Genomic DNA, 17,878 nt, shown 5'->3' with positions numbered 1-17,878 from the left:
TTTGGATTTTACTAGAATGTTAGATTGGTATGATTGTAAGCACTAGTGCAACTAATATCATCACCGCTGTCGAACCGCAAGCCCATTTTAAAAAGGAGCGCTGTAAATCTCCGAAATCTGATCCAACCATCCCTACTAATAAATAGGTTGAAGGTACTAATGGGCTTAATAAATGGACTGGTAGTCCCAATAACGATGCACGGCCAATCATTGCCGGGTCGATTCCATACCCGCTAGCGGCTTTCGCAAGTAATGGAAGTACCCCGTAATAAAATGCATCATTTGACATAAAGAATGTAAATGGTGCGCTGATTATCGCCGTAATAAGGGCAAAATGAGAGCCCAACTCCGCTGGAATATGAGTAATCATCGTATTTGCCATCGCATCCACCATTTTTGTCCCTGCAAGAATACCTGTAAAGATCCCCGCTGCAAAAACCATCGATACAACAGACAATGCATTATCAGCATAGTGCATAATCCGTTCTTTTTGTTCATGTATATTTGGATAATTGATGGTAATTGCAATCGCAAATCCAATCATAAATAAAACTGTACTAGGCAGTAATTCCTGAATAAGCGCCACTAATAGGATAATGGTAAGCAGGTAGTTTACAACAATTAACTTTGGACGTTTTAGGAAAGCATCCTCTGTTGTTGCTGCCATCAAAGCAAGAGTACTATAGTCGATTTCTAAAACACCAATTCGTTTGCGCTCTTTTCTGCCAAGGCAAAACGCCATAAATAATACAAACAACACTCCGCCTATCATACTTGGTATTACAGGAGTAAAAATATCTCCCATTTCAAGATGTAGTGCGGTCATAGCTCTCGCAGTAGGCCCTCCCCATGGAAGGAGATTCATTACTCCAGAAGCAGAGACGGCGATTCCAGCAAGGACTATAGGTTTCATACCAATCCGTTTATACAATGGAAGCATGGCTGAAATGGTAATCATATAAGTAGTAGTTCCATCACCATCAAGAGAAATTAATAATGCAAGGACTGCTGTTCCAATGGCAATTTTTACAGGGTCCCCTTTTACAAGTTTTAAAATCGTTGAAATAATAGGATCAAAGACTCCAGCATCAATCATAATTCCGAAAAAGAGAATTGCAAACAGAATCATGATCCCGGTTGGTGCGACGCTTTTGATCCCTTCAAGCGCCATCGGCCCCATTTCTTTACCGAACCCCCCTAGTAAGGCAAAGATAACGGGTACAACCATGAGTGCAATCATCGCAGATAACCGTTTGGTCATAATTAAAATCATAAAAATAAGAATCATTAAAAATCCTAAAGTTGCAAGCATCGTTCCCACCCCTTTTGTTTATAAATTTATAATAGTCTAAATATTAGGGATTGAAAACGATTACATAATAAAGTTATTAAAGTACTTTAAACTTTATTTTGTACATATTGTTCACGGTTAAAATATATAAAAAGAAGACGCCTTTTGGCATCTTCACTTCATGGGATAATACTTTCTTTCAGGCCTCCCGACGATTCCATAAACCACTTCTGCCTTAGCTTCATTATTGGAAGACAAATACTCCAAATAACGACGGGCTGTAATTCGAGAAGCCCCAATTTTTTTCCCCACTTCTTCAGCAGAGAGGCCCTGATTATTAGTAAGAAGAACTTTTTTCACCTTTCCAAGCGTGATCTCATCAATTCCTTTTGGAAACCCGCCTTTTCCCACATTTTCAATTACATTTTTACCAAACAAAAGGTCAACATATTGCTGATTTACTTCCTGTTCAGAAGAAAGTAGTGAGTATTTTTTTATATATTCCAAAATAACTTCGTCAAATCTTTCCCTATTGACAGGTTTAATTAAATAACTCTCTACACCGTAGCTTAATGCTTTCTCAATGAAAATCTTATCCGTTGCAGCAGTTATCATAATAATACTTACCTTTGGAAACCCTTCTCTTATCATTGAGAGCAAATCTGATCCTAGCATATCAGGCATATACACATCTAGGAGCAACAAATCGATTTCTTTTTCGTTTAGCAATTTCAATGTCTCATTGCCATTTAAAGCTTTTCCGACCACATCAATTTCCTTAAACTTTTTTAAAAATTTTTCATGTATATCAGCAACTCGAAAATCATCTTCTGCAATCACTGCTTTTATCTCATGCATGTTCTGGTCTCCTCTCATATTGCTTAGGAAGATACACGGTAAAGACTGTTCCGGTTTCGGGGTTACTTTGGACCTCAATCATCCCATTTACTTCAACAACAGCTTTTTCAGCATTTGATAGCCCAAATCCCCTCGGCATGTCCCCCTTCTTAGAAGAAAAGCCCCGATTAAATAGATTAGGAATATCACTCTCACAGATTCCCTTGCCATTATCTGAAACTTCAAAAATGATATCACTGCCAATGTCGGTAGCGAAAAATTTCACTATTGGATTGTTTAATTCAGAGACCGCTTCAAGGGCATTATCAATTAAATTACCAATGATAATAATTAGGCTAGAAAAGTTTATATGGGTTGGCAAAGCTTCTAAATAGCTTTCTGGATTAATCTCAAGATTAATCTTTTTTTCCGATGCTTTACCTAATTTCCCTAAAAGAATAGCTTGTACTTTGGAATCTTTAATCTGGTTAAATAATATCGTATTTTGTATCTGTAGCACCTGGGTTTCCGCTTGAATCATCGCAATTGCCTGATCAAACTCGCCGAGTTGAAGCAAGCCTGATAACACATACAACTTGTTCGTGTATTCGTGTGTTTGAGCACGAAGGTCTTCCGAATAACTCTTTACTTCTGATATCGTGTTTACCATTTGCTCAATTTCTGTTTTATCACGAAAAGAAGCAACCACACCACTTATTCCGGATTCGTCAAAAAGTGGTGTGCAATTGACAATTACCGTTTGATCCTTCCAAATCACTTCTTTATCAACAATCGGACTTCCCGAATGTAAAACTTCATATAAATACCCTGACGAAAAAAGTCCATCTACTTTTAAATGGCGGACAGAACCATTAATGTGTAGTAGCCTTTTTGCGGGCTGATTCATCATGGTAATAAATCCGTCTCTATTAACGGCTAATATTCCCTCTTTCACTCCATGGAGTACCGCGTTCTTTTCTTTATAGAGTGCGGCAATTTCATAGGGTTCGAGACCCAATGTATCTTTCCGAATATTCCGTCCAAGCAGCATGCTGCCTAAGAAGGAAATCAATAATGCAAAAATGGAGACTAATAATACCTTTGTGATATTTTTTGTAATTTGGTGATGAACGTCTTCCAACAGGAAGCCTACCGAAACGACTCCAATCACTTCTCCGTTTTTGTTTAAGATGGGTGATTTCCCCCTAATCGAAGGACCAAGTGAACCGTTTGCTTTGGAAACATAATATTGCCCTTTTTTAATAGCCTTATCATTGTCTCCACCCTTCATCTTTTTTCCGATCATCGATTTTAATGGATGTGAGTACCTTGTTCCATCCAAGTTTCCTACCACCACAAATTCGGCACCCGTTTCTTTTCGAATTTTTTCTGCTAGGGGCTGAATAGTTTTTGATGGATTACTAGACTGAAAAGCCTCAATAATCGTCGGCATAAATGAGACTGTTTTTGAAATTTCAAGTGCCAACTTCCCCTTGTTCTCCTCTATTTGTTTACTCTCCATATAGCTATAAAATGAGGTCATCAGGAGGATTAACAATAATCCCAGTAATAGGGCCAGCCCAAAGATTTTTGTCTGAAGCGATATATTTTTTGTTTTCAGGGCAGCATACCTCCTTGTTGAACGCTAGCAATAGAAACATAGTCTTATTATATCTTTTGTTGATAGAGATTTCTTTTAATAAACGAAAAAAAAACTATCATACAGATAGTTTCTCATCGATCTATTAATGCTCACGATTTACCATATAATTTAATAAATGCTTTAAGAACGTAATATTACGGGGCACTTCTTCCAGTGCCTCCATTGCCAGACAGTAATGCTCCCACATTTCTTTTCTTGCACCTTCCAGACCTAGAATTGATACAAAGGTAGAGTTATTATTTTCTTTATCCTTACCAATCGCTTTTCCGAGTTTACGATCATCCCCTTCTACATCCAGCAGGTCATCCTTAATCTGAAAAGCAATGCCAGCATAACGGGCAAATTTCTTCAATGCCTCCATTTCGGACTCCTTGGCTTGTGCAAGGATGGCAGGCATAATGATCGAAGCTTCAAATGCAATTCCTGTTTTATAATAACTCATGGTCGTTAATTGTTCTAATGTTAACGGCTTTCCTTTTGAGGCTAAATCCATTGCTTGCCCCTTACACATATTCTCGGTCATTCTGGCCGAATACTGAATCATCTTAAGCACTATTTTCGAATCAAATTCAAGCAAGGATGCTTGCTCCTCAATCGCTTTCTGTGTCAAAAACAAACCAGCTAATTCCGCAATCGCTGCGTTATACACCTCATGCAGCGTCTGCCGTCCTCTACGGATGGATGCATTATCCTGAGAGGGAAGATCATCAAAAATAAGGGATGCCGTATGCATATATTCCAATGATTTTAAAAGCGGCATTATCGCGGATTCATTTAATCCATACCCATTTACAGCAATTTCCCAAGCGACAATCGGCCTTAATCTCTTTCCATCACCCAAAAGACTATAATTGGAGGCTTCTGTAATGGGCTCATCCATCAAAGGAATTTTTTCTCCCTGGTGAATTTTTAAACTATTATTAATTTGATTCCGGACCGTTTCCAACCGATCTAAAAAGTCATCTTGTTCCTGTCGGTCCTTTTTTAAATTCGTAATAATATGGTCTCGAAGTAGTTTATCAAAAAAATCCACATCATCTGCTTTAATGACCATTTTTTGAATAACACGATTGAAATCTGAATGTCCGGAAGAAAAGAGATGCATCACTTCGTTGTATTTTTCCGTTCCGATACGATTTTTAAATCGTTTTAGTCCGTTTATGGCTCGATCGAGTATAACCTCACAGGTCTTACCATCTTCGTTATACACATTATGAATTAAGTTGGCAATTACTGCCCAGTATAATTCGAAGGGATTTATCAAATCAGGACGTTGATTATGATATTTTAGATAATAAGTATAGGGAGTCACTGCCCCCTCCTTCATATCATCAAACATATCGGCAAAGTCATCTGCCAGCTGATTGTAAATTCCATAAAAGAAGGTCCGATTGTCAAATCCCTCATCCTCAGGAGCACTGAGGACGGAACGCACGATCAATCTCGAAGAAGATGATTTTAATATAACGGGGATATAAAGCTCTTCATTCGAGTAGTTGGCATTGGACAGATTTTTTTCACGATCTACTTCCTGTGAGTTAAAAAACACATAGGATTGATCAAAAAATAACTTCAATGTCTCAGGCTGCTGATTGGTCTTTATATATTCATAAGCCTCTCGAAGCTCTGAATGGATATATCGAATGAGATTGATGTTTTTTCCAATCCAGTCTCCCAACTCCGGTACAGCCCCAGTAATAAGGGTCGTCCGTATTAAATGGGAGTATTGTTTTTTCTCATTATCTGATAAAACACGCGAATCTAATAGGTCATCAATGAAGGGATAAGTCAGACCATAGGAGTAACCAAGCCTAATTGCTTTATCTAGTTTCTGTTTACGTTCAAGAGGAGATAGATCATCTTCCAACTCTACAACCACATGCATCATAACACCAGCTATGATTTTGATAAGTTTTCTCTGGGCATGTTCTGCATCCATTCCCTCTGGTATATTAAGGGTTACGGTCTTTAATTTGTCTAAGACCCAGATCATCGTGGATTCAATACCTTCCTTTTGAGCCCAGCGATATAATCCGGCCATACTGAACGACTCTTTATCCTCTTTTCCGCCTTCAGTCAGGGTACTTTTTAAACTGTCAACGACCTGACGAATCTTTATCTGGGTGTCAGGAGAATTTAATGCTTTACCCAGATCCCGCATAAAAAGATAGGAAATACTGCGATCCAGGTAGTTATCCAGTTTACCTGTATAATCGAGCCAACGGATATAATTGTAATACCCTTGGGTATCAGATTTTTTCTTTCTTCTCGAAAAGAACGATAATAGTGGATGATGATGAATATGGTTTTGTTTCCAAGAATGTATATCTTTTGTTAAGGCAGGGACATATGACTTTTCCATGACCTGATGATAAAGGGAAAGAAAATATTGTGCAGCCTTTTGCTCAGCTAACTGATAAGATGTATCGGCTTTTTTTATTAAGTCTTCATTCATCCTTTACATTACCTCTACTTAATGGTCTCGATTGCCATATAATTTATAAAATTTCATTTGAAATATATTTATGTATAATCTTTAATGAACATCTTTATGACCCAAAGCGGGAAATTGCACTTTATATTTCTTTCATGAACATTAAGAATCCATTTCTACACCCTTCCTACTATTTTACTAGATTTAACAAAATGAGCAATAGAAAGTGCCAGTTCCTCTTTATCCGGCCTGAACTTTAGATACTTTTATTTTGATTCTTACACCTTTAAACTTTTACAATGAAAAAGTTTCAGTTTCCTTTAGGCTAAATATGTTGCCAAGGTCCTTTAATGTATAAAGTCTTGCCGTTAACAGATATAAATCTTCGTAGTTATTTCTTACATATTCATCTATAATGTCAATTCCCTTTTTAAAACAATTAACTAAATAATGAGTATACTTTCCATCCCATGAATACTGATTGATTCTCAATAGTTCGTCTGCGATGATCTGAAACTTAAATTCTTCAATGAGGAGTTTTACTTGTAATAATTTATCAGGATTAAATCTAAAGCTGTTCTTATTTTCATTACTTTTTTGAACATATTTTATAAAATTATTTATATTTTCAGCTAACATAATAGCTTTTTGCATCTCCAACTTCATTTTCCCATCCCCCCTCAAAAGTTATATGCCACCTCTAAGAAGAGTGTATGTTTTCATCCTGCAGTCTGACACTCCATTGCATTATTATTGACATTATTCCTTGTCCGTGTTTATAATTTATTTCGCATACGAAATATTCTTGTAGGTAATATTAGATTTAAGTAAGAAAGGGGGGTCCGAAAATAGACGTTCTTAATAATGAGATTTTAGGAAGTTTTATGGAAATTAATAAAGCCTACAATAGACTTGTTAAATTGGATGCAGAAAGATTAGGAATTACTCCTGTTCAATTAAAAGCACTATACAAAATTAATTATAATCCAAATATCAGTTTAGGTGATCTCGCTGAAAAATTAAAACTGACCAACAGTACTGTTAGTGGGGTGATTGACCGGCTCGTTCATAGTGGCTTAGTCGAACGAGTGATACCTCCCGGAGATAGAAGATCCATCTCTATACGTTTAACAGACGAAGGAATAAGAACATTAGATCAGTTTAATTCTTCCGATTCCATGCTTATAAAGAAAATGAAGGAAGTCATTGATTTACCAGAGGAGGAAATCTCTCATCTACTGCGTCTTCATAAACTGGTCTTGGAAAAGTTAACAATTGAGGAGGAATAATTGGAATGAGTACGAAACGTTTACTTTTAGTCAACATTATAATTTTAATTGTCTTAGTAGGTGGAGGTTTTGCAGGATATGCTTACTATAATAAAACCGTCAATTATTTAACGACAGACAATGCGCAAATCGCTGGACAACAAGTATCCATTGCAGCTCCTGCTAACGGGAAATTAACTGGTTGGGAAGGCAAAGTTGGGGATAGTTTTACGAAAGATGAAACAATTGGGACGATCTTAACAACTGGAACTGATGGACAGCCGACTGAGATGAAAGTTACTCTTCCAACAAACGGAACGGTTGTCCAAAGTAACGCTGTACAAAATTCATTCGTTGCTGCAGGAACACCGCTTGCTCAAGTATATGATTTAAATAATTTGTGGGTAACAGCAAACATTGATGAAACAAAGATTGACGAAATTGCCGTAGGACAGGATGTTGACATTTACGTTGATGCTTTTCCTAATTCAACATTAAAAGGGAAAATACAACAAATTGGTTTAGCTACTGCAAGTACATTCTCATTATTACCAAGTTCAAATAACACAGCAAATTACACCAAGGTAACACAAGTTGTTCCAGTTAAAGTATCCATTGATGACAATAAAGGTGTAGGAATTGTTCCTGGTATGAACGTGACCGTGCGAATTCATAAGTAGGTGATAAGATGTCAATATATATCACGGTTTATGCCCTTATATGTATTTTGGTGTTACTTTTTATTAATTTTGGTGTGTTGAAACAAAAAAAGCCCAAAATTGCTCAAACTGAAGCAATAAAACAAGAGGTTGAAGATATTCCACAAGGGCAAGTAATCAATAAAATAGATCAACAAGAAGATCTATCAAGTCAAGTCGAGGATATGCTTGAAGATAACGTGATAGCCGAGCCAGCTTTGGAATATGTTCAAGCCGATGTAAAGCCAAAAGAAGAAATTAGAAACCGTTCCAGTCAAGAAGAGAGTAAATCTGAAAAGTCTTCGGGAACAGGTAAAATACTCACTGCATTAATGCTTGGTGCATTTGTTGCTATCCTTAATCAAACTTTACTTAATGTAGCGATTCCTCATATCATGAATGATTTAGGTGTTTCTGCAAATACGGTGCAATGGCTATCAACTGGTTATATGCTAGTTAACGGTATTTTGATTCCAGTTACGGCCTATTTGATTGAAAAATTTGGAACCAGGAAACTTTTTATTGCTGCGATTTTTCTTTTTACCGTAGGTTCATTAATTTGTTCCCTATCCATAAACTTTACCATGCTGATGATTGGCAGGGTCGTTCAGGCTAGTGGTGCTGGTATTATTATGCCCCTGCTAATGACTGTCTTTTTCGCCCTCTTCCCTCCGGAAAAACGTGGGAAGGCTATGGGACTTATGGGAGTTGTTATGATCTTTGCTCCTGCTATCGGTCCAACATTATCTGGTTGGCTGATTGGACATTATTCATGGAGATTATTGTTTGATATCGTTATTCCAATTGGTATACTTGATTTAATTTTTAGCTTCTTTTGGATGAAAGATGTAACCGAAACAACGAATCCTAAATTTGATTTCCCAGGATTATTATTCTCAACATTAGGTTTTGGATTTCTGTTATATGGTTTTAGTGAAGCAGGAAGCGATGGCTGGGACAGTGCAACTGTTGTAGTTTCCTTAACAGTCGGAGTGATATTTATTCTTGCGTTTATCTGGCGTGAACTTACAACTGATAAACCAATGTTAGATCTTAGAGTATTTAAATACGACATTTTTGCTTTAACTACCATTATCAGTATGATTGTCAACATGGCCATGTTTGGTGCGATGATCTTGCTCCCTATTTATTTGCAAAATATTCGTGGTTTTACCGCCTTAGAATCTGGTTTATTGATGCTTCCTGGTGCCATTGTAATGGGAATTATGTCGCCAATCTCGGGAGCACTTTTTGATAAAATGGGTGCAAGATGGCTTGGTGTCATCGGTTTAACCATTACGGTAATTACAACATGGCAATTTACTAAATTAAGTATGACCACAAGTTATACCCATCTGCTTCTCCTTTATGTATTTAGGATGTTTGGTATGTCTTTTATTATGATGACGATTATGACAGAAGGTCTTAACCAATTACCTCGTCACCTCGGGGCACACGGTACGGCCGCATCCAATACGGCAAGGCAAATTGCAGGAAGTATTGGAACTGCCTTCCTTGTTACCGTTATGACCTCAAGGTCAGGTGTGCATTATGGTGAATATATTAGTACAATGACTAGTGCGAATCCATTCATCTCAGGTCAATTTTCTCAGCTTAGTCAAGGCTTAGCAGCATTAACACACATGCCTGCGGCCGCTGGTAAACAACTAACTACCTATGTGCTTTATGGGCAAGTTATGAAACAAACCACAATAGATGGGATTAATGATGCATTTATTGTCGCTACCATTATTGCCTTTATAGCCTTGGTTTTAGTATTCTTTGTAAAACGTGCTCAGATACAAAAATAAAATATAATTAATAAGATAGAGGATTCCCAAAAGACTATTTCTTGGGAATCCTCTATTTTTCTGTATATAGAATAAGAAAAGCCGCTCAGCAAAACTGAGCAGCTTAAGCTTAGATAGTGAATGACTGTTATAGTCCAAGAGCTTTTCTCGTATTTGGCCCTACAACGCCATCTACTTGCAGGTGATATGCCCTTTGGAAGTTACGGACTGCGCTATCAGTGTTTGCTCCAAAGATGCCATCAAACCCTTTGGTATTGTATCCAAGAGATGTCAGCTTCTTCTGAAGTGTGACTACTGCAGGTCCCTTGCTTCCTTTTTTAAGAGTTTCCCCGATTGTAGTAACAGGGACAGTAGGTATACTTTTCCCACCTTTCAATCCATTGGCCACTGCAATCGCATCGAATGAACTATTCGAAGTGGTAATAACCACCGGAGTATTCACTGGCACCTGATTGAATAGCCACTCTACTTCATTATCGTACATCCGCACACACCCACTGCTCACATACCCTCCTATTGAACCTGGGTTGTTGTTACCATGAATCCCATAAGTTGTCCCCCATGTTCCGCGGGCATTTAAACCCATCCATCGATTCCCTAGCGGGTTGCGAGGATCTCCACCTGGGATGTGTCCCTTGTAATATGGACGGTTAACAATTTTGTTAACAATTTTGAATTTGCCTTCAGGTGTTAAGGAACTACTACGCCCTGTGCCCACTTTAAATTGTTTCTTCAAGACGCCGTTTTCATAGTATGCCAGACGGTTGTTAGCTTTGTTAATAATAATAAACTTGTTGACAGTGGCCGCCGAACTAGAGGGTACCCCAAAACATAAGCTAAACAATAACAGAGAAGCCAAACTAATAAAAATTAACCATTTTCTTTGCAAATTGATCCCCCCAACTACCCATTAAAATAACTAATCCGTGTATTCTATGTTGGCTGGCATATCCACATTACAATTTTGTTAGCAATATTACATTCTAGTTTTCTGTGTTACACCCAGCTTTCCATAATATTAATATTTCTACATATTTTTCCTTTTTCCTTTTTAACGAACAAAAAATTAAACTATCTTCTTAAAAAAAAACTAACCCAATCATAATGATGTGGGTTAGTTCACTTTTATATTTTATATCTATTATGCAGATACTTTTATGTTCTGATCTTTGAATCTTTTAAAAGAGTACAAGATAAATAAAAGAATAAACCATATCGGTGTCAATAATAAAGCTGTCCGAGTTGAATCAGCAAACAACATAACAATTAGAATAAAAACAAATAACGCTAAGACGGCATAATTAATAAACGGCGTAAATGGAGCTTTAAAAGTCGATTTTTTTCGTAGATCCGGACGTAATTTCCGATACCGTAAATGACAAACTAAGATAATACCCCAAACCCAAATAAAACAAATCGCACTGATGGTTGTCACGATGCCAAAAGCTTGTTCAGGAATCAGCTTGCTTAAAAGCGCTCCGACTGATAAAACAAGGGCTGAGACCAATAATGCATTACTTGGTACATGATTTTTATTTAATTTAGAAAATTGGGCTGGACCTTGGGCTTTAGAGCTTAAATTAAATAAGATTCGGCTCGTTGAAAACAAACCACTATTGCAGGCAGATGCCGCTGATGTTAACACAACGAAATTTATAATACCTGCTGCAATCGGGATTCCTACCAAACTAAACGTTTTTACAAAAGGACTGTTACCTGCATTTAACTGTGACCATGGATTGATACATAACAAGATAAAAAGTGCACCCACATAGAAAAATAGAATTCTTAACGGAATTTTATTAATCGCTGACGGGATATTTTTTTGTGGATTGGCTGTTTCCGCTGCTGATACACCCACCAATTCAACGCCCACATAGGCAAAGACTACCATCTGAAATGAAAGTAAAAAACCTGAAGCACCGTGTGGAAAAAGACCACCATATTCCCAAATATTTTTTACAGTTACGGTTGCCACATCTGTTTTGAATCCTATTACTAATAAGATAACTCCTATTCCGATTAAAGCGAGAATCGTGATGACTTTTATTAAGGCAAACCAAAACTCTAACTCTCCAAATAGTTTTACCGTTAATAGATTAAGCCCCAATAATAGAACTAAACACACGATGGCTGGAACCCACTGCGGGATAGCAAACCAATATTGAACATATACACCAACGGCAATGATATCAGCCATGGCCGTCATGATCCAGCAAAACCAATACGTCCATCCAGTTACAAATCCTGCCCATGGTCCGATATAGTCCTCAGCAATGTCTGTAAAAGATGTATAGCCCGCTTTTGATAATAGCAGCTCTCCTAATGCTCTCATAACAAAAAAACAAGCGATCCCTACAATGATATAGGCAAACATAATCGACGGGCCTGCTAACTGGATGGCTCTGCCTGACCCTAAAAATAAGCCTGTTCCAATCGTTCCGCCAATTGCAATCAATTGTACATGCCGGTTTTTTAAATCCCTTTTTAATTCCTGTTGTGCCACTTGAAACTCCCCCTAATGGTAGTAATAATTGTACTTGTTCAGGTGAAACAGTGAACAAGTAGAAAACCAATAAAAAAAGAGATTGGAATTTCTCCAATCTCTTCGGGCGAAAGAATAACAAATAATATCTATTACTCTTTTGTGATAGAATAATAAATAGTCTTCGTACTCTTCTGTCCTTTTGCCTGAGATTGTGAACCCTTCGGCGCCGCTATCTAGCGGTCTCTCCAGAAGCTGCTCCTGCTATAGTGTGATCCATAGCAATCATAGCTTGCTAAATATTTAATTTGTAAAGTAATCAATGATTATTTAGCATTCTTACTCAGAAACTAAACTATCGTTGAATAATTTATAATTCTATTAGTATTAGTTCTATTTGTCAACAAATAAATTTATGTACCAATAAAATGACCATTTGTCAGGTATTGAAACTTTCTAAAGCACAAAAATGGATGGCGAGTGGCACCATCCATTTTTTTAACATCTGATTGAGAATAGTTCTGCATGTTTGTTAACGGGTTTTGTCCTCAAGACCCCCTATTGAAGACACTTCTAAACTTTTTTACTCATTTTTGTCCATATCAGTTGAATCTAATAAACCTTGACTCTGCGACTCTAGGACTTCTGCTCGACTTTGGCCATACAGCCCAACATAGATTTGCTCTATCTCTTCGCCTGTTAAATCGCCACGCTTCAGGAGCTCCTCGGCAATCCGGTGAACAAAGTCTCCATTATCATTTACAAGCTTCTTAACTTTGTTCATCTCTGACTTTAGGAGTTCATTGATTTTGGATCGCAGTGCTCTTAGTCCGTCCGAACGTGAACCGACCGCGAGCCAGCTGAATAATTCTTCACCCATGCCGACTATCCCTAGATAAGCGCCCGCAAGCTCTGTTGCCTGCCTCAAATCAGAAGTAACCCCATTTAATTTTTTATTTAAAAACTCCTCTTCCACCGCACGAGCTGCCAAACAAACTTGTATTTCTGCTAGGATTTCTTTGTCGGTTCGATTATATCGTTCATGCGTTGGTTTCGTAGCTGCGAGTCCTAGCGCACCACCCCTGCGGATAATGGTTACTTTCCATACTCGTTCATGAGGCTTTAGAAGAAATTGTGCAACCGCATGACCGGCCTCATGATAGGCAACATTTCGTTTTTCATCCTCACTCATGGACCTAAGCGGCTGTTTTAGCCCCCATTCATATGTCTCCATTGCCGCACGGAAATCCTCATAACTAGCAACTTGTGCTCCCCGTTGATGGGCAATTACCACTGCTTCGTTTACAATGTGTTTAATTTGTGCTGGAGAATAACCAATCGTATCAAGTGCCGCCCGCTCAGGTGTAATCGTGGAGTCCCTTTTTACCTTTTCGAGGTAATACTGGAATACATCAATCCGTCCATCATAGTCAGGTGAATCCACCCAGAGTTTTCGGTCGAAACGCCCAGGCCGAAGCAAGGCTTGATCAAGTACATCGGGAAGGTTGGTTGCACCAACCGTTAAGACTGCAGGCCGGTCCGCCTTCCTTTTTCGAAGACCAATTGACCGAAGCAACTTGGAGAACCAGCCGTTATCGATATTTGGCGGGTCCATCTGTAAGAGCAGTTCATTTAGTAGACCCGAACCACCCATCCCCATCAGTCCGCCCATCATTCCTCCTGCTCCGCCTCCTGCCTGACGGCTCATTCCGATGGCGTCAATTTCATCTATAAAAATAATGCAAGCACCATACAACTTTGCGAGCTTTCGGGCCTTCTTATAGAGCCCCATTACTTTCAGGTTTCCAACACCAAAGAACATATTTTGAAAACTAGGTGCAGAGGCGTAAGCAAAAGGAACTTGGGCTTCGTTTGCAATTACTTGGGCAAGGTAAGATTTTCCAGTCCCTGGCGGTCCACATAGCAGTAAGCCGCGAATGGCCTCACCACCCATTTCCTTAAACTCTTTAACTCCCTTTAAAAGGGTAACAATGCGCTTCGCATTTTCAACAATCTCTGGGTTTCCCCGATAATCGGCCCAGGTGGAGCCGGTTTCCCCCGGCAGGATCCAATAGGTCCTGCCGCGGGCTAGGAACCAGAATAGGGCAACAAACTGGATAATCATGAACAGCATCGCAAAGAGCAGCTGCAGTAACAAACTGACAATACTGATGACGACTCCCCAGACTGTCGGTCCACTATTAAGCAAATATATACTTATAATGACGACAGCTGTGACCCAGAGGATAATTTTTCGCCACTTTACCCACCGATATTTCCTCATGGCCCCACAATCCTTTCTGAATATTGCAAAAATTTTACAAACAATCCGCTTGATTGGTGCCGATTTACTGGTGAAGCACCACAGATATTTAATCTAGAATACTGATATTTATTCTTATTTCCTGTTAGTCATACCTGTTGAAAAAGGTAAATTTATTGACTAATTCACCAAGATTTCTTACCTGCTGTGAAAACATTGAAAAAACCCTCCAATCAGCATGGAAGGTTTTCTGACGGGGTTTATTTAAATTTGTTGATTATGTCTAATAAATACTTAATTGCAACGCCAAGACCGCCAACGAAAAAGAATGCTATTAAAATCCACCCAGAAGGGTCAATCGGAAACATGGAAATGAGAAAGTTTAATGGGACAACGTAGTATAGGACGTCTTTTAAATATCCTAAAATAAAATCTGAAGTGAGCGTGCCTTTCCAGAATGACTTTAAAAATCCTAATAAAAGATCAAGAATCATTAGTCCAAAAACAGCCCACATTGTATAAAGCATCCAATCTGAAAGTGTAAATGTCATTTTTTATCACCACCTTGATACATGATATGCTTGTAACAATGGCTGGTGAGAGTAGATGAAAAGTTTTGTTCACAGAATATTCATGAAAAAAACACACAAAAAAAAGCACCCTATAATTGGGTACAAAAGTAAATTAAGCTTATTTTAGTACTACAAAAATGGGTTCTTCCACTCCATTAAAGTCCCATAATTACATGATTCTTCATCCTCTAAATAATTTGTAATCACTTTTACTGGGGTTCGGCCGCAACGGAGAAGAAAGGTAATAACTGAATCTTTTAGCTCTCCTTTGACAACCGCAACGATATATTGTTCTGCAGACATTCTATCCGCCTGTTTATGATAACCTGGCATCCTTCCCCCGCCTAGTAATCTTTCTAAACGGAAGTGAACAACAACATCATACATCGAGAACATCAACCATTTGCCTAATCCTAATTTTCGATAAGATGGTCGAATACCGATATCGACCACGTACAAGGTATTACCATTTGGGTTATGGTTACGAATATAACCATTATCAGTTATCTCTTCCCAATTGTGGTCTGGATGTTTGTCATCAAAGGCAACGAGCAACCCTGTCATAGAACCGGCAATTTCTCCGTTTACTTCGATACAAAGGGCTCCTTGTGGAAAAAGATTCACATGATTTATTAGCTGCTCATCATTCCACCATAATTCGGATGGAAATGGAGGAGGAAAGCTCTCTTGTTGAATACGAATTAAGTCAGGAAAATCCTTTTCCTCATAATTACGTACGATCACTGGAACGGGTTTTTCTTGGTCGAAAACAAAAAATTCTTTTCGATACATTGTGCCCCTCCATTTCTAACTGAGAACAAGCCTCTCCGTTTCCCAATCTGGGTAAAGATCTGTACGTCGGTCCCGCCAGGTTGTAACAGAACCCTTTTCACGTACCTGATATAATAGCTCTAAATTCAGATCCGCAGTGACAATCATATCCTGGTTAATCTCCCCTTCTACCATGATGCCTTGTGGGGGGAATGGGATATCATTAGGTGTGATGACTGCAGCCTGTCCAAAATTTGCACGCATAAAGTCAATGGTTGGCAACGAACCGACGGTACCAGTAGTTACGACATAGACTTGATTTTCAATCGCTCTAGCATGGCTCGTATAGCGGATACGATGGAAACCATGACGGTCGTCCGTGCATGACGGACAAAAGATTACATCTGCGCCTTTTGCCTTTGCCATACGAACGATTTCTGGAAACTCAATATCATAACACGTTAACATCGCGATTTTTCCTTTTTCAGTTTCAAAAACCTCTAGTGTATCTCCTGCACTCATATTCCACTCGTGTACCTCTGTTGGAGTAATATGAAGTTTTGCCTGTTCTGCCACCCGACCATCTGGGTAAAACAAATGCGCCACATTGTAGAGTCGATCACCTTTGCGGATCACATGAGTTCCGCCAATAATGTGCATGTTATACTGTTGGGCTAATGTGATAAATAATGAACGATATTGATTGGTATAATCCGGTAATTCGCAGATAGTCAATGCTTCCCCATTAGCATTGCCAATTGACATTAGCTGAGTAGTGAAAAATTCAGGAAAAAGGATAAAATCCGCTCCAAATTCTTCTGCTGTTTTAATATAATGTTCCACTTGATTGGCAAACTCTTGAAAAGAATAAATCGTGTGGAGATTATATTGAACCGCTGAAACTCTTAATTGCATAAAACCCCCTCTTTCTATATGAGTTTTTAATCCTATTATGGATCAAAATTTATAAAGTGAACAAGTTCGCACTTTTTAATAACATAGTGTAAAAAAGTATACTGTAAGAAATTAATATACATTATTCGCATAAATTTGAACACAGATATTCCCTAAAAAATTTTAACAAAGGAAGGAAACGCTTTAGTTGACCTTTAAAAATGACAATAAGATTCTTCACCTATTTTGTTTTTAAGAAATGTAAATAAATATATGTTCAAAATCTATCACTCAAAAGATAAATAAAAAAAGGGAACATGGAGAACAGCAAGTTATTATTAATATGAAACGATTTTAAATACATATGTAGCCCTTTCATGCCCCTAAGATACTTTTTGTTGGATAAGACAAAAAGTACGAAAATCTTTTCGTACTTTTGAATTCATTCATTGGGATAATAACAATCAATTAAACCGGAATCGAAATAGTAAAAGTAGTCCCTCTGCCTATTTCACTATCGACTTGTATTTTGCCATTTACTTTATTAATGGTGCTATACACCATTAGCATTCCAAGACCAGTTCCTTCTTTTTTTGTAGAATAATAGGGATTCCCTAATCGTAAAACTTCCTCTTTTGTCATTCAGATCCCATTATCCTCTATACTAATCACAATTTCTTTCTTTTGCTCCGAAACACGATTGAAAGAGCCCCGCCTTTTTCTTTCATCGCTTCTACACCGTTTTTATATAAATTAATTAAACACTGCTGTATTTGGTTTTTATCATACTTAAAAGATAAGGAGTTATGAAACGCATATTGAACATCGACTTGATGCATGCTCGCGTATGGGAGTAATAATGTTTTTGACATACTCTGTTTCTTCCTTAAG

16 protein-coding genes and 1 riboswitch are annotated in these 17,878 nt (G+C 38.0%); of the genes, 3 read left to right on the top strand and 13 right to left on the bottom strand.

All coding sequences use genetic code 11. The features are described 5' to 3' along the window. Positions 1-19 precede the first annotated feature (19 nt). The 5 genes from M3226_RS03910 to M3226_RS03890 form a co-directional block, all read right to left on the bottom strand. Positions 20-1,312 (bottom strand): CitMHS family transporter, encoded by a 1,293-nt coding sequence (locus M3226_RS03910; protein ID WP_251562782.1) that lies wholly within the window; start codon positions 1,310-1,312, stop codon positions 20-22. Between the two features lie 153 nt (positions 1,313-1,465). Next, positions 1,466-2,149 (bottom strand): response regulator, encoded by a 684-nt coding sequence (locus tag M3226_RS03905; protein ID WP_251562780.1) that lies wholly within the window; start codon positions 2,147-2,149, stop codon positions 1,466-1,468. After that, on the bottom strand, positions 2,142-3,686 hold the full coding sequence (locus tag M3226_RS03900) for a sensor histidine kinase (RefSeq protein WP_308211926.1): 1,545 nt from the start codon (positions 3,684-3,686) through the stop codon (positions 2,142-2,144). The genes M3226_RS03905 and M3226_RS03900 overlap by 8 nt, the downstream gene beginning before the upstream one ends. Positions 3,687-3,873: 187 nt before the next feature. Then, the gene (locus tag M3226_RS03895) at positions 3,874-6,246 is read right to left on the bottom strand and encodes a polyprenyl synthetase family protein (RefSeq protein ID WP_251562778.1); all 2,373 of its coding nucleotides are present in this window, start codon (positions 6,244-6,246) and stop codon (positions 3,874-3,876) included. Positions 6,247-6,519: 273 nt separating this feature from the next. Beyond that, the gene (locus M3226_RS03890) at positions 6,520-6,891 is read right to left on the bottom strand and encodes a hypothetical protein (RefSeq protein WP_251562775.1); all 372 of its coding nucleotides are present in this window, start codon (positions 6,889-6,891) and stop codon (positions 6,520-6,522) included. Between the two features lie 218 nt (positions 6,892-7,109). Here M3226_RS03890 and M3226_RS03885 point away from each other — a divergent pair, with 218 nt between their 5' ends. The 3 genes from M3226_RS03885 to M3226_RS03875 are packed head-to-tail and all read left to right on the top strand — an operon-like array spanning position 7,110 to position 10,002. Beyond that, a complete protein-coding gene (locus M3226_RS03885; RefSeq protein ID WP_251562774.1) occupies positions 7,110-7,514 on the top strand; it encodes a MarR family winged helix-turn-helix transcriptional regulator in 405 nt (134 codons plus the stop codon). 5 nt (positions 7,515-7,519) lie between these two features. Beyond that, positions 7,520-8,173 carry an HlyD family secretion protein gene (locus M3226_RS03880; protein ID WP_251562771.1) on the top strand — a complete coding sequence of 218 codons (654 nt, stop codon included), beginning with the start codon at positions 7,520-7,522 and terminating at the stop codon, positions 8,171-8,173. A gap of 8 nt (positions 8,174-8,181) precedes the next feature. Further along, the gene (locus M3226_RS03875) at positions 8,182-10,002 is read left to right on the top strand and encodes a DHA2 family efflux MFS transporter permease subunit (RefSeq protein WP_251562769.1); all 1,821 of its coding nucleotides are present in this window, start codon (positions 8,182-8,184) and stop codon (positions 10,000-10,002) included. Between the two features lie 127 nt (positions 10,003-10,129). On the opposite strand, the gene M3226_RS03870 is transcribed toward M3226_RS03875, so the two are convergent. From M3226_RS03870 to M3226_RS03835, 8 genes are all read right to left on the bottom strand, one after another. Beyond that, positions 10,130-10,891 carry a L,D-transpeptidase family protein gene (locus M3226_RS03870; RefSeq protein WP_251562767.1) on the bottom strand — a complete coding sequence of 254 codons (762 nt, stop codon included), beginning with the start codon at positions 10,889-10,891 and terminating at the stop codon, positions 10,130-10,132. Positions 10,892-11,143: 252 nt separating this feature from the next. Next, complete coding sequence (locus M3226_RS03865; RefSeq protein WP_251562765.1) at positions 11,144-12,508, bottom strand: amino acid permease; 1,365 nt, start codon at positions 12,506-12,508, stop codon at positions 11,144-11,146. 163 nt (positions 12,509-12,671) lie between these two features. Then, a riboswitch (glycine riboswitch) is annotated at positions 12,672-12,749 on the bottom strand. A 321-nt stretch (positions 12,750-13,070) separates the two neighbouring features. After that, positions 13,071-14,771: an AAA family ATPase gene (locus M3226_RS03860; protein WP_251562763.1), complete on the bottom strand. Its 1,701-nt coding sequence runs from the start codon at positions 14,769-14,771 to the stop codon at positions 13,071-13,073. Between the two features lie 239 nt (positions 14,772-15,010). Continuing rightward, on the bottom strand, positions 15,011-15,301 hold the full coding sequence (locus M3226_RS03855; protein ID WP_251562761.1) for a hypothetical protein: 291 nt from the start codon (positions 15,299-15,301) through the stop codon (positions 15,011-15,013). Between the two features lie 150 nt (positions 15,302-15,451). After that, positions 15,452-16,114 carry a GNAT family N-acetyltransferase gene (locus M3226_RS03850; RefSeq protein ID WP_251562759.1) on the bottom strand — a complete coding sequence of 221 codons (663 nt, stop codon included), beginning with the start codon at positions 16,112-16,114 and terminating at the stop codon, positions 15,452-15,454. A 15-nt stretch (positions 16,115-16,129) separates the two neighbouring features. Continuing rightward, positions 16,130-17,008 carry a carbon-nitrogen hydrolase family protein gene (locus M3226_RS03845; protein ID WP_251562757.1) on the bottom strand — a complete coding sequence of 293 codons (879 nt, stop codon included), beginning with the start codon at positions 17,006-17,008 and terminating at the stop codon, positions 16,130-16,132. A 447-nt stretch (positions 17,009-17,455) separates the two neighbouring features. Then, entirely contained in the window at positions 17,456-17,629 is a 174-nt protein-coding gene (locus M3226_RS03840) for an ATP-binding protein (protein WP_251562755.1), read from the bottom strand. A 26-nt stretch (positions 17,630-17,655) separates the two neighbouring features. Continuing rightward, positions 17,656-17,859 carry a hypothetical protein gene (locus M3226_RS03835; protein ID WP_251562753.1) on the bottom strand — a complete coding sequence of 68 codons (204 nt, stop codon included), beginning with the start codon at positions 17,857-17,859 and terminating at the stop codon, positions 17,656-17,658. Positions 17,860-17,878: the final 19 nt, after the last annotated feature.

The organism is Neobacillus cucumis (assembly GCF_023715505.1).
Note: the sequence above shows the minus strand (reverse complement) of the source record. Positions and strands in the feature narration are given on the sequence as shown.

Bases quoted from the DNA above. Each gene is read 5' to 3' on its own strand.
- M3226_RS03910 (WP_251562782.1), bottom strand. From the start codon at position 1,312: ATGCTTGCAACTTTAGGATTTTTAATGATTCTTATTTTTATGATTTTA.
- M3226_RS03905 (WP_251562780.1), bottom strand. From the start codon at position 2,149: ATGCATGAGATAAAAGCAGTGATTGCAGAAGATGATTTTCGAGTTGCT.
- M3226_RS03895 (WP_251562778.1), bottom strand. From the start codon at position 6,246: ATGAATGAAGACTTAATAAAAAAAGCCGATACATCTTATCAGTTAGCT.
- M3226_RS03890 (WP_251562775.1), bottom strand. From the start codon at position 6,891: ATGAAGTTGGAGATGCAAAAAGCTATTATGTTAGCTGAAAATATAAAT.
- M3226_RS03885 (WP_251562774.1), top strand. From the start codon at position 7,110: ATGGAAATTAATAAAGCCTACAATAGACTTGTTAAATTGGATGCAGAA.
- M3226_RS03880 (WP_251562771.1), top strand. From the start codon at position 7,520: ATGAGTACGAAACGTTTACTTTTAGTCAACATTATAATTTTAATTGTC.
- M3226_RS03875 (WP_251562769.1), top strand. From the start codon at position 8,182: ATGTCAATATATATCACGGTTTATGCCCTTATATGTATTTTGGTGTTA.
- M3226_RS03860 (WP_251562763.1), bottom strand. From the start codon at position 14,771: ATGAGGAAATATCGGTGGGTAAAGTGGCGAAAAATTATCCTCTGGGTC.
- M3226_RS03855 (WP_251562761.1), bottom strand. From the start codon at position 15,301: ATGACATTTACACTTTCAGATTGGATGCTTTATACAATGTGGGCTGTT.
- M3226_RS03850 (WP_251562759.1), bottom strand. From the start codon at position 16,114: ATGTATCGAAAAGAATTTTTTGTTTTCGACCAAGAAAAACCCGTTCCA.
- M3226_RS03845 (WP_251562757.1), bottom strand. From the start codon at position 17,008: ATGCAATTAAGAGTTTCAGCGGTTCAATATAATCTCCACACGATTTAT.
- M3226_RS03840 (WP_251562755.1), bottom strand. From the start codon at position 17,629: ATGACAAAAGAGGAAGTTTTACGATTAGGGAATCCCTATTATTCTACA.
- M3226_RS03835 (WP_251562753.1), bottom strand. From the start codon at position 17,859: ATGTCAAAAACATTATTACTCCCATACGCGAGCATGCATCAAGTCGAT.